12 protein-coding genes are annotated in these 12977 nt (G+C 36.5%); 3 read left to right on the top strand and 9 right to left on the bottom strand.

From position 1 onward, the window contains the following. Window positions 1-73 precede the first annotated feature (73 nt). Window positions 74-796, bottom strand: a complete 723-nt coding sequence (locus CY0110_RS01370) for a pyridoxine 5'-phosphate synthase (RefSeq protein ID WP_035798059.1) — start codon at window positions 794-796, stop codon at window positions 74-76. Between the two features lie 114 nt (window positions 797-910). On the opposite strand from CY0110_RS01370, the gene CY0110_RS01365 reads away from it, so the two are divergent. After that, complete coding sequence (locus CY0110_RS01365; RefSeq protein WP_071943739.1) at window positions 911-1468, top strand: GNAT family N-acetyltransferase; 558 nt, start codon at window positions 911-913, stop codon at window positions 1466-1468. 17 nt (window positions 1469-1485) lie between these two features. On the opposite strand, the gene CY0110_RS01360 is transcribed toward CY0110_RS01365, so the two are convergent. The 4 genes from CY0110_RS01360 to CY0110_RS01345 form a co-directional block, all read right to left on the bottom strand. Next, a complete protein-coding gene (locus tag CY0110_RS01360) occupies window positions 1486-2100 on the bottom strand; it encodes a Uma2 family endonuclease (RefSeq protein WP_035798056.1) in 615 nt (204 codons plus the stop codon). 50 nt (window positions 2101-2150) lie between these two features. Further along, window positions 2151-2840 (bottom strand): glycosyltransferase family 2 protein, encoded by a 690-nt coding sequence (locus tag CY0110_RS01355; protein WP_035798054.1) that lies wholly within the window; start codon window positions 2838-2840, stop codon window positions 2151-2153. 175 nt (window positions 2841-3015) lie between these two features. Next, a complete protein-coding gene (locus tag CY0110_RS01350; RefSeq protein WP_035798052.1) occupies window positions 3016-5013 on the bottom strand; it encodes a DNA phosphorothioation-associated putative methyltransferase in 1998 nt (665 codons plus the stop codon). Window positions 5014-5026: 13 nt separating this feature from the next. Further along, the gene (locus tag CY0110_RS01345; RefSeq protein ID WP_035798050.1) at window positions 5027-5719 is read right to left on the bottom strand and encodes a Uma2 family endonuclease; all 693 of its coding nucleotides are present in this window, start codon (window positions 5717-5719) and stop codon (window positions 5027-5029) included. Between the two features lie 138 nt (window positions 5720-5857). Here CY0110_RS01345 and CY0110_RS01340 point away from each other — a divergent pair, with 138 nt between their 5' ends. Next, entirely contained in the window at window positions 5858-6142 is a 285-nt protein-coding gene (locus CY0110_RS01340; RefSeq protein WP_035798259.1) for a hypothetical protein, read from the top strand. A gap of 22 nt (window positions 6143-6164) precedes the next feature. Here the strand turns inward: CY0110_RS01340 and CY0110_RS01335 are convergent, their stop codons facing one another. Beyond that, entirely contained in the window at window positions 6165-8234 is a 2070-nt protein-coding gene (locus CY0110_RS01335; RefSeq protein WP_035798048.1) for an AAA family ATPase, read from the bottom strand. After that, window positions 8231-8404, bottom strand: a complete 174-nt coding sequence (locus tag CY0110_RS30295; protein ID WP_008272755.1) for a hypothetical protein — start codon at window positions 8402-8404, stop codon at window positions 8231-8233. The genes CY0110_RS01335 and CY0110_RS30295 overlap by 4 nt, the downstream gene beginning before the upstream one ends. A gap of 217 nt (window positions 8405-8621) precedes the next feature. Here CY0110_RS30295 and malQ point away from each other — a divergent pair, with 217 nt between their 5' ends. Beyond that, window positions 8622-10130 carry a 4-alpha-glucanotransferase gene (malQ, locus tag CY0110_RS01330; protein WP_008272753.1) on the top strand — a complete coding sequence of 503 codons (1509 nt, stop codon included), beginning with the start codon at window positions 8622-8624 and terminating at the stop codon, window positions 10128-10130. A gap of 55 nt (window positions 10131-10185) precedes the next feature. Here malQ and CY0110_RS27825 read toward each other — a convergent pair whose 3' ends face one another. Both CY0110_RS27825 and CY0110_RS01320 read right to left on the bottom strand, forming a co-directional pair. Continuing rightward, window positions 10186-11310 (bottom strand): sensor histidine kinase, encoded by a 1125-nt coding sequence (locus CY0110_RS27825; RefSeq protein WP_050779933.1) that lies wholly within the window; start codon window positions 11308-11310, stop codon window positions 10186-10188. After that, window positions 11294-12835: an ATPase domain-containing protein gene (locus CY0110_RS01320; protein WP_035798046.1), complete on the bottom strand. Its 1542-nt coding sequence runs from the start codon at window positions 12833-12835 to the stop codon at window positions 11294-11296. The genes CY0110_RS27825 and CY0110_RS01320 overlap by 17 nt, the downstream gene beginning before the upstream one ends. Between the last annotated feature and the right edge of the window lie 142 nt (window positions 12836-12977).

Genomic DNA, 12977 nt, shown 5'->3' with positions numbered 1-12977 from the left:
TTTGATTCGGGGTTGACATACCTTGCTCAATTAATTTAACCAAATGTCGGGCAGAATTGCCCATCTACAAATATTATAATTCTCCTCTCATCGCTAGTTTCATCTCTCTAACCGCCCGTTCCATCCCCACCAACACCGCGCGACTGACAATAGTGTGACCGATATTGAGTTCTTCCATCCCTGGTAAACAAGCCACAGGATACACATTGATATAGGTTAAACCATGACCTGCATTCACCCGTAAACCTAAGTCTAATGCTTGCTCACAGCCTATTTTTAATGTGTCTAATTCTTGTTGACGGATATCTGCATTCGGTGCATCGGCATATTTTCCTGTATGCAGTTCTATAAACTTGGCTTGAGTCTCAGCCGAAGCTTTAATCTGTGCTTCGTCTGCGTCGATAAAGAGGCTCACAGGGATGTTTGCGCTTTGAAGTCGATCCACCACGTTTTTTAACTTTTCTAGGCTTCCAGCGATATCTAAGCCTCCTTCTGTGGTTACTTCTTCCCGTTTCTCCGGCACGAGGGTAATGTAGTCGGGTTTAATATCTAGAGCGATCGCTACCATTTCCTCAGTGGCGGCCATTTCTAGGTTGAGATGGGTGCGAACGGTTTCTCTAAGTAAGCGAATATCTCTATCTTGAATATGACGGCGATCTTCCCTTAAATGTGCGGTAATGCCGTTTGCGCCCCCTAGTTCTGCTAAAACAGCCGCAGCAACGGGATCGGGTTCTACGGTTCGTCTGGCTTGGCGAATGGTGGCAACGTGATCAATATTAACACCCAGTGTGAGCAATGTTGTGTCTCCTTATTGTTTTAACCCTCTTATAATTTATCAAAAAAAGCTGATATTTTTAACTATTTTAAGAGAATTATATGATTAATTCATTATTAATTTAATCATTTAGCTATGGAGATTTTAATTGATCATCCCCATGAAGAGTATATAGATAAAATTCTCGCCATACAAGAAGATTCACTTAGATTTTTGTGTAGTAACTCTTATAATTCTCAACAGATTGAATCTTTGGTTAGTAATCAAAAATGTATAAGAAAGATATGCTATTATCGAGAAAAAGTAATTGTTGCAAAATTTAATCACTCATATATAGGATTTGCTAGTTTAGATATGGTCTCACCTCGAATCAATGGTATTTATATCCATTCTTATTATTCTCGTCAAGGAGTTGGGACAAAATTAATTAAAAGACTAGAGGAATTAGCAATTGAGAAAAAGTATAAAGTGCTTTATACAATGTCATCGATGAATGCAATTAAATTTTATGAAAGTAATGGTTACTCTTTAGTTGGATCATCTGGATTTTGGTCAGACAATAGAGTATGGATACCTTGTGCTAAGATGAAAAAACGCTTATTACCTAAAACAAAACAAGACAAATTTAAAGAAATATTATCTTACATTATTTTGTTTGTCATTGTATTTTTTCTTTTATCCTATTTCATTTAACTATTTTTTTATAAATTTTATTCTGCTGCTTGAAAAATTGCATCAGTTGTTAATTCCAATTCAGGAAAAATGCTCGATTTTAAGCGATCGCCTTTAACATATTTTTCCATCTGATATTCTCCTTCAATTAACTGACAAATAGTAATCGTTGGTTGCTTGGGTTTACCAATATAACGAACTGCCCCTAAAGCGTGATAATCAACAATCCAATATTCAACAATTCCCATTGCTTCATACTCAACAAATTTATGTCCATAATCATCTCGCCAGTTCGTACTAACAACTTCAATAACGAAAGGAATTGTTTGGCCATTTTGAATCACAGATGATTTTTCCCAAAGAGGTTCATTTTTGACGTATTCTCGATTAATAACTGCTACATCGGGTAAATATCCAGAACGAGGGGCAAGGGGTTTTAGCAGACAGTTTTTAGGAATAGAATAGGACAGATTTTGTTTACGAATTTCCAAGTTTAATTCAGCAATTAAAAAACCACTAATATCTTCAGGGGAACCAGTAGGAAGCATTTCAACAATTACACCTTCAATTAATTCGTAGCTTTTCCCATTGTCTGGATACCATTCTAAAAAATCTTCAAAACTTATCGGTTGGATCTGCGGTGTAGTCACCATTTTTAGTCTCTCTCATTTTACCTTTATATTAAGTCTTTAATCTAGTAATATTAACCAAATAAATTATATTTTAAAATACAATAAATTGCTCGAAATCCATCTTTCCAGCCGATTTTCTTTCCCTCTTTATAAGTTCTACCATAATAAGAAATCCCAACTTCATAAATACGACATCCCATTTTTGCTACTTTTGCGGTAATTTCTGGTTCAAAGCCAAAACGACTTTCTTTAATTTTAATAGATTGAATAACTTCTCGTTTAAACGCTTTATAACAGGTTTCCATATCTGTTAGGTTAATATTAGTCAACATATTGGATAAAGTAGTTAAAAATTTATTACCGACCATGTGCCAATAATAAACAACTCGATGGGGACGACTACCCTGAAAACGAGAACCAAAAACGACATCCGCTTTCCGTTTTACAATCGGTTCTATCATTAAAGGATACTCTTGTGGATCATATTCTAAATCAGCATCTTGAACAATAACAATATCCCCTGTTACTGCTGCAAAACCTGTTCTTAATGCAGCCCCTTTTCCCTTATTTTTGTGATGATAAATAACTTGATCAACTTGACATTCTAGTTTAGATTGTAGAAGTTCTCTCGTTCCATCCGTTGAACAATCATCTACTATAACAATCTCACAATTTTTGACAGGAGATGCTTTAACCGCTTCAATAACTTGACCAATCGTCCCAATTTCATTAAAACAGGGAATAACAACAGATAACTTCATTTTCTAGACTTCCCACACACCACAATTGAGCAATTTTCTTGATTCTCAAAACTATAACAATACAAACTCTGATATGTCAATCAATAAAATTCGGATCACAAAAATAGAGAGACAGCAATTAAACCTAAATAGTTCCCAAATTTATCTTTTCAAAATTTTTCCTAACCGTTAATATTTATGTTGATGGCTTAGATTTTAATTCATGACCTTCTAAAATTAAATTATTTTCTTTTAAACAGTCTAACCATCCTAGTAAACGGTTAACTTTACGATAGTCATCTAATAACCCTAATTCTTGTTCTTTTTCCGTTAACTGTTTAAAGGTTTTATACAAAGGATAATCAGGAGAAACTAAACTATCTTTATAATGTAAAATCGGGGGGTTGTCATCTTCTGCATAGTCAGAATAATTAACCCGTAAATTGCTTAATTGAATTTGCATCCGACTGTGAAGAGGAGGATGAGGATTATTATCAAAATCGGGATACAATAAATAAGTAATTTTAGGAATACGCCACGAAAATTGGATTACATTTGCTTCTTCTAGTCTTCCTACGGTACGACTGGCGCAACCTTCGTATAAACGTAATAAAGGTTCTAAGTTTTCTAAAGCACTAATATGAATAAGTAAGGAATTCCTTAGCTTTCTACCAACAGTTTGCTTTTGACAAAGTTGGGAAATAATTTCTAAATTTCCTACCTGATACAACATAGTATCAGCAATAACACAAGCACTATTGTAACTACCAAATAACGACTTGATATCTTGTTTAACTTCTGGGGATAATTCCCGCATTTTTGGACGGCGATCAAATTGACTTAATGCCAAATATAATAATAAATCTTGACGACGTTTTTCTGTAATCATATCCCAATCATCTTCTTGAGTAACTTGTAAAATAACCTTAAATGCTTGACGAAAACTTCTAAATTCTTCTTTTAATTGTGCCTCATTTTTAAGTTCTCCTTTAGCTGGTAATCTTCCCCGTTCGGTGTAAAATTCCATTAGGGGTTGTAAGAGGTGTTCATAGTCTTCAAACCGTCTTACTTTGGTAATTAATCTAGGAGTTTTTGCCCTAGAATGGAAGCGAGAAGCACGGAATTTTTGAGATTCTCTTTCATCCCGAAAGACTAAATAAATACCTAATCCGATGGGAATTGAATCAACATCTAAAACTTGATCAATGTAAAATTTTAGTTCTTCTTGTTCATAATATTTTTGAAAGGTATTACGATTCGTGATAATGCCATCTCCATAGGCAATAACACCCCTATCTCTATCATCAATTAAAACTTGTGCAGAAACAATTAAAATTTTATTAGTTAATTCCCAAGCATTTACTAAAGCTTCTCGTCTCTCATTAATATCTTCAATGACATTAATGACATAACCTAAATTAACAATATCAGCGATACTTTTTTGATTATCGGGACAATAATAAGGGTCCCATCCTTGACTTTTATAACCGGCTTCGGCAATTCTTTCTACATCACCCCCATAACCACATCCATAGTCAAAAAATGTAGTTTCTTCCTCGAATAATAATAAATCTAACCCTAAACGAACAGGACGAGATAAAGTATTTCTAACAATAGCTGCTTTATGTCTTTCTATTTGAATACTAACTGTTTCTTTTGGAAAAATAGGACAATGACAAGCTAAATAATGCCCCTCCAAAGTAATCCGTTTACGCTTTAATCTTTTTTCCCATTCCTGTTTAGTGCCAATGGGCGCATTTAAGGTTAATAGTTCTAATTCTTCTTCCATCTTCGTTAAATGGCTAAAGATTTCATAGTAAGGATAATCAGAAGTAATAAACGTTTCTTTTCTATGAAGAATGGGTGGATTTTTTTTCTTTTTATAGTCCCAATAATTAACTTGTTCTGTATCTAAATTAACAACAATACTTAAGGTTAATACAGGATGCGGATCGTTATCAAATTCTGGATAAAATAAATAAGAGATAAGAGGTCTATCTGTATTAAATTTTATGATAGTTGCCCCTTGAATATCTTCAGTTAGTCTAGCTTTTTTTTCGTATTCCTGTAATCTTATATCAAGAGAATTAATTGCACTGACATGAACATATAAAGCAGTGGGTAACTGTTTACCAATAGAACTTTTTTTACAACAAGCAATAATTTCGCTAAAATAATCAGTGGTAAGGAACATAATAATTGTTAATTTATTCGGGTAAATCTCCAAACTGTTGACGATATTTTTCTAGCATAGACTCGACATCAGATAACTTTTGTTTTTCCTTTTGTAGTTCTGTTTCTTTTTGTTGTAGTTCCGTTTCTTTTTGTTGTAAAGCTGCGGCCAACTCTTCAGGAATTAATAATTTGTCTCCTGTATCGTTTCGATAAAAGCCAATTAATTGCCCTTCAACTGTTAACTGTAACTGTAAAGGTTCACTAATATTATCTTCAATGATTTCATAAATGTTATTTCTTAAACGATAACCGATTAACTTTTCAGAAATCCACTCTCCTTTAGGATCAAATAACCAGTATTCTTTCACTCCTAATTGTTCATATAATGTCTTTTTAAACTCTTGATCTTGATTTTTTGTTCCTGGAGAGGTCATTTCAAAAATAACTTGAGGAACCTCTTTTTCTTCCCAGATTTTATAATTATCTCTTCCCCCTGGTTCCACGTTAAAAATAACCATAACATCCGGCGCAACTCGCATTCTGGGAAGTCCTTGACTGTAATACATAAATTGATTCGCTAAAACAGTAGCTTGCTGGCCTGATAAATACTGTTTAAGGACTTCTAACGTGGTTAAAATAGCATATAAATGAATATAAGTTTCTGCCACAGGTTCACCGTCTGAACTGGGATAAATTATATCAGTTTTAGAAACTGCTTCTAACATAAACTGTACACTCTCATTCAGTTTTTTGTTGTCTTCTTAACATTGTACGCAAAGATGCTCTATTTAGAGTAGTCAGGGATGAATAAATCTTTTACAATTAGAGTTAGTTACAAAACTTCACACATTAAAAATATGGCCATGAATGATCGTAAAAAACGTATTCTCGAACACTTAAAACACAGTACAAACGGAACTCAATATATTTCACCAAAAAAGACCTCTAAACCCACACCAACCCCTTCCCCTATCCCTGAACCGACACCGGAACCTAAACCAGTTCTAAAACCCACGCTTAAACAGGAACGTAAGCAAAAAATTATGGCCCATGTGAACACCAGTAGTCAAAATTTCGGTAGCTTTTCCCTAGAAGATCATAATAAGAAGAAGAAAATTGAGGAGCATATTCGCAAAAGTCTAAGTTAATAACCTGTGTAGGGATAATTCATCAATTATCTCTACCAACTTCTATAATTTCTGTGTATTCAAATTCATTAGGACTTTGTTGAACTAAAGGATAATCAACGCCATTAAGTAAAATACTATCTTGTTTACAGTCAGGTTTAGGAGAATAATAAACTAAAACATATTCTTTTCCGATATAATTTTTGGTTTCTCCTTGAACTTCACCGCGCCATTGGGTTTTAGTTACTAAAATAATTAATTGATTGGCTAATTTAGGAATTGATTTTGCTACTTGTCGGCGATAAATTTCGTCTAAACTACCAAAGGGAGAGTCCATAACAATAGGAAAGGTACTACTATCAGGCCCCATCAAAGTATTTTTATGACTCCACTTTCTGACACTATCAATAATTCCCCCAATAAAAGAAAGACTTAAAATTTGATTTTCTCCTGTTGAGGCTGCCACAGGAACAGCTATTCCTGACGTATTTTCAATTAAGTTTAATTCATAATTTGCGGTTAAGCGAGGAATATAAGGGGTAAAAGAAATAGCAGTAAAAATAGCTTGAACTCGTTTTTCTAACGAGAGACGAAACTGTTTTTCTAGGCGACTTCTAACTTCAATAAGTCTGTCTCTTGCTTCTGTAGCTGCGTCCCTTCTACGTTTAGCTAATATTTGCTTTTCTTCTTTTTGTTTCTGTTTAGTAATCTCTTTATCTAAGGTATCTAATTGTTTTTCTAAAGTAATTAATTGTTGTTGAATTCCTCCTTGTTCTAGTTGAAATTCTCGAATTTTCTGATTGATTTGATCTAAACTTTCTTGTAATTTTCTGATATCTGCATCAGGATAATGTCGAAACTTTTGATTAATTTCATCTAATTCTACTTCTACCCTAGATAATTCTAATCTAGATTGTTCGAGTTTAGCTTGTTTTTCATCTACATTTTCCCAAAAACTAATCACTTTTTCTTCCATCTCATAAACTTGAGATTCTAAGCGGATGGCAGATTCTTCTATGACTGCTATTCCTGCTTTATCCATCCATTGTTTAACTTGTTCATAATAATTATTTCCTTCGATTAATTCTTGACCACAAATACAACTTTGACGGTTTAATAATTGCTGTACAAATTGTTTTTTGATTCCACTGGGTAATTCTCCCCTTTGGCGTAAATCGGTAATAATTGTGTTAAATTTAGGAATAATATTACTCAAAAAGTTTAAGTAACCTTGATTTGATATTAACTGCTTAATTTGCTGTTTTAATTCTCTTGTCTCATTTTTTAATTTAGCTTCTTGTTTATCAAGTTTAATCTTTAAATTTTTTAACTGCTCATTACTATTTAAAGTGATTAATTTATCTGATATTTCTTTCTGCTGTAATATTTGAGAATTTAGTGTTTCTATAATAGTTTCCTGTTTATCTTGTAAATTTTCTATTTCTTGTTCTAATTTTGTTTTTTCTTTTAGCTTTTTTTTGATGTTAATATCTCCAATTATTTTAAGTTCTTCTTCTAATATTTTTTCTGCTTTTTTAAGATGATCAATAGAACGATCTAATACCTTTACCCCTAACAGTTCTTTTGTATCTTCAGCAATACGACTTTTATCATTGTTACGAAAAATATGGTCAATATGTTCTCCATCAAAAAAGAAATACTGATATAAACTTTTTGGTAAAATACGGTTAATAATATCATCAGGTTGTTGTGTCGGTGGATACCAACGACCATCCTCTTCTGCTACCAACATAAATAATTGATTTTTGCTGTATTGAATTGTACCATTTTTATCTAAACAAGCATAACATTTTCGTTTAACTTGATAATGTTTATATTCGTGTTCAAAATAAATTTCTACCCAACAGTCCACGGATGTTCCTATATCCGCTTGCATAATTGCTCGTTTATTAATGAGTAATTCAGGAGAGGTAAAAGCGGCCGTAAACTCTTCATAAAAAACCCAAGTAAACGCATTTAATAAAGTCGTTTTTCCTGAGCCATTGTTACCATGAATAATCGTTGTATTTTGCTCCCCAGAAGCTAGGCCAATTTCTGGGGTTTGACCATAAAACTGTCTAAAATTACATAATTTAATCGATAATAATTTCATTGAATCACTTCTTTAATAATTTGAACGATATCATCATTAATATTTCGGGGCGATCGCAGAGATAATTTACTTTTTTCTAAGGATAAAACTCGTTCAATAATCTGACAAACTTCTGGGGATGCAGAGGTAATAGGTTCTTGAACTTGACTAACATTAACGTCTTCATTCATTAAGCTTTTTCTGTGAGAATTGTTTAATTATAGACAAAAATAAGTGAGTCTATAAAATTAATTTCCTAGTTGGTACAGGCAAAAGGCAACAAAGTTATTACGATGTATCATTAAAATTCATCATTTTCTAAGAATTCAGGACAATTTTAACCACCTTCTTGTCTTATAATACTTTTGAGCAGAGTATTATTACATAGCAGATAAGGCATAGATATCCATGACATTTTATCAGAGAGCCAGTGGGATTTTATTGCACCCAACCTCTTTACCCAGTCGTTTTGGTATTGGTGACTTGGGAGAAGGACCCTATCGCTTCATTGACTTTTTAGCAGCCACGGGGCAAACCCTCTGGCAAGTGTTGCCCTTGGGACCCACAGGATATGGTAATTCTCCTTATCTTTCCTACTCTGCCTTTGCAGGGAACCCTTTATTAATTAGCCCTGATATTCTCTATGGAGATGGCTTAGTCACCCAAGCAGAGTTAGATGCTTATCCTGATCTCCCTGATGATTATGTTGATTATGACTTAGTGGTTGAACATAAATTACCTTTACTCAAAAAAGCCAGCGATACTTTTAAAAATGGTAATTTTCATCAACTAAGAGGAGAATTTGAGCAATTTTGCTCCCGTCATAGCTACTGGTTAGATGATTACGCCTTATTCATGGCTATCCATGACGATAACCCCAAAAAAGGATGGCATCAATGGGATAAAGATATTGCTAAACGTGAACCTCAAGCGTTAGACGCATATCGGTCTAAATATGCAGACGACATTTTTTATCATAAGTTTGTTCAATTTGAATTCGTTCGTCAATGGAAACGGGTCAAAAAATACGCCAACGATCGCAACGTGAAAATTTTTGGTGATATTCCCATTTATGTCGCTTATGATGGCTCTGACGTTTGGTCTCACTCGGATATCTTCTGTATTGACCCAGAAACCTTAGAAATAGATGTAATGGCCGGAGTTCCTCCAGACTATTTTAGCTCGACGGGTCAGTTATGGGGCAATCCTGTCTATAACTGGCAAAAAGTCCAAGAAAATGACTTTAGTTGGTGGATTGAACGGATCAAAAGCACCCTAGAATATTACGATGTCGTTAGAATCGACCATTTCCGAGGGTTTGAAGGCTATTGGGCTGTTCCTAAAGGGGAAAAGACTGCCATGAATGGAAGATGGTTAAAAGCCCCAGGAGATGCCTTCTTTGCCCGTCTCAAAGAAGTATTAGGAACCTTACCCATCGTTGCTGAAGATTTAGGGGTAATTACCCCAGAAGTGGAAGCTTTACGGGATAGATATGAGTTTCCTGGCATGAAGTTACTACACTTTGCCTTTGACTCCGATCGCGCTAATCCTTTCTTACCCTACAATTATTACAATCGTAACTGTGTTGCTTACACCGGAACCCACGACAATAATACAACCGTTGGCTGGTTCGCTGAACGCAACTTTGAAGAAAAAGCAAGAGTAACAGACTATTTAGGCGGTATCTCGGATAAGGGTATTCACTGGAGTTTAATTGGTTGTGCTATGGGTTCAGTAGCCAATCAAGCCGTTTTTCCCCTACAAGATATTTTAGGCTTAGAAAGCACTTCCCGTATGAATACCCCAGGGTTAGCTGCTGGGAACTGGACATGGCGGTATCGTCCCGAAATGTTAACCCCCGAATTAACGGAATATTTACGCTATATGACTGAATTATACGGTCGACTCCCGTCTTAATTAACTTCCTTCGGAGAGGCAAGAGGCAAGCATCCTTTGTTCCCTTTTGCCTTCTTCAGGCTGTTGGTAAATCGAAATAAAAGGTACTACCCTGGCCTAACTCTGAGTCAACCCCGATATGTCCACCATGCTGATCAACAATTCGCTGACACAGAGCCAAACCAATACCACTACCCTCAACCCGTCTTTTCCCGACTCTGGAGAATAGCTTAAAAATTTCAGACTGATCTTCTAATGAAATGCCAGGCCCATTATCAACGATTTGAAAGTAATAGCGATCGCCCCGTAACTCACTCATAACGATGATCATAGGGGCTGCCGTCCCATTATGGATGACGGCGTTTTTAATTAAATTACTGACCAATTCCTCTAATAAATCTGCATTACCTTGTACAACGGGCAGATTATTCCAATTAACTGAGGCTTGGTGAACATCGATGATATTTTGCAACCCATTCACCGCTTCTTCTAGAACCCTATTCATGTCGGTAGGCTTAAAGATAAGATTTTGTCGAGATTCAAGCTTGCTAAATTCTAATAGGGTGTTCAGAGTTTTGTTCATTTTGTGGGAAGTCCGCAGGCCCATCTCTACGATTTTTTGTTCCCTATTTTCTAGGGAACTGAGTTTAAGTAAATCCAAGCTACCCGTCACCACATTGAGTGGGTTACGTAACTCGTGGGCTACCACATGGCTAAAATTCTCTAGGGCTTGATTACTTTGGTGAAGTCGCAGCAGAGCGTCCCGTAGTTGAAACTGGCGTTGACGATTTTTCAAGCAAGTTTGCACCGTTGAATTAAACTCGCGACGTTTGAGGGGCATTTCAAGCAGAGTAAGACTGCCCTGATGGGAGCTAGACTTCAACATGGCCATGCAAACTGGAAAGTGGCGACAGTTCTTGAGCAAAAAAATTACAGGAATATCAGACCAGTTAGGCTGCTCGTTTAAGCACTCCACCAACTTTTCAAAATTATTGTCCAGAGATAACATCTCTTCGGTAATAATTAGTAAGCCAACTTCTGCTCGAATGGCAGTTTTGACTGTTTCTAGGGAATCCATCTCTATCCAGGATAACCCTTGGGTTTCGAGAACCTGTCCCATGGCCTTAGCATTTTGCCTTAGCTGAGTTGCAATGACAATGGTGTTTGAAGAAAGCTGTCGAGTATCAGTCAGTTGGTTCATGGGTATTATTCATCAGGGTTTGAGTATCGCCAACATAGTTAGGAATACCTGAGAGTATTCCCGAAAATTGTTCGAGGGGTTGACCGATATGAATGCCAGAGGAATTTAATTGCACTTCACGAATTCGCGTTTCGTGTGCGCCGTAGCGTTTTTTATACACGCCGATCGCCCGATGCAACGCTCCTTGGGATTCAAAATGCCGTAGCAGTAACACCGCGTCAGCCAAGTAGCTGATATCGATGTCCTCCTGTAGCTGATTACCGATGACCCCATGTTGAGCTACTACCACTAATAAGGTCAAAACATTTTGCTGATTGAGTGCGATCAGCAAGTCATGGAGTTGGGTGATCAGTTTCTGATTGCTCGGCATAGAATTGCCATAGCCAGTCAAACTGTCAATTAAAACCACCTTAGCTCCCCATTTCTTAATCTCTTGGTCGATCAGATAGGTAAATTTCCCTGGGTTACTTTTGCTCAGTCCCAATTCATGAATCCGAAGTTGTCCTGAATCGCTTATCTGTTTTGGGAGCATACCGAGTCCTTGCGATCGCTCTAAGAAGGTACTTGCTAATTCATCAAACAGAAAGATGCTGGCTTTGCCACCTTGACGGATAAAGTTATGAATAAATGAGGTGGCCACAGTAGTCTTACCCGTCCCAGAAGGACCAATCAACAAGCAAGAAGTTCCTGTCAATAGATGGCCTCCAATGAGTTTGTCTAGGGATTCAATACCGCTCGAAATGCGCTGATGAGTCCGCTTGCTGGCATTACCAGTGTGGAGAACGAAGTCAGAGTCCTGATGAGTAAAGGGATAGAGCGGATAAACTTTCATGCCCTGGTTAGTAATTTCCATATCGTGAACCCCAGACTGAAAACCAGTCCCCCGAATTTTGGAGACTTGCACATAGCGGTAGTCTTGGCCGTAAGGGCTGGTCACTTTAGACAGGGTAATAATGCCGTGGGTAATAGCGACCAGTTCGCGATCGCCAGGAGCCATTTCTGGGGTATCCGTCAATAGGACGGTGATGTTGCGGTTATACATATAGTCCCGTAGCAGTAGCAAGTTACGGCGATAAACCACAGTGTCGTTGGCCAACATCCGCAAATAGGAAATCCCGTCAAATACAACTCGTTGGGGCTGCACCGCTTCGATGATCTTGGTAAACTGGGTCATTGTCTCTTCTAGCTCGATCTCAGACGTATCAAAAACGGTCTGTTGCCTTGCTGTTATCTCTAACGCTTGCATCGTGCTGAATTCTTCAAAAACCATCCCCGTCGTATCAATTCCCACTGAATCTGCTGTCTGCTTCAGGGTTTCTACCCGTTGAGACAGGGCAATGCACAACACTTTTTCACCGACTTGCACCCCTGCTTGCAGAAAATGGAGTCCTAGGATAGTTTTTCCCGTACCAGGCGCACCATTGACAACATAAATTTCTCCTTCGGGCAAACCACCACAGGTAATATTGTCAAGGGCTGCAATGCCAGTTGAGTGTCTTACTACCTCACCATTAAGCTGTTTCATGAAGTTTATAAATTTTCCAACTTTTGATGGACTTCTAAAGGTTAGATGAAAATATTAGATTATATAGATTAATAAATTTTTCATTCAATTGCACATTTGATTATTAAGTATCATTGTTTTGATACAAGCTGTGCATTAATAA

This window comes from Crocosphaera chwakensis CCY0110, assembly GCF_000169335.1.
Taxonomy (GTDB): Bacteria; Cyanobacteriota; Cyanobacteriia; order Cyanobacteriales; family Microcystaceae; genus Crocosphaera; species Crocosphaera chwakensis.
Note: the sequence above shows the minus strand (reverse complement) of the source record. Positions and strands in the feature narration are given on the sequence as shown.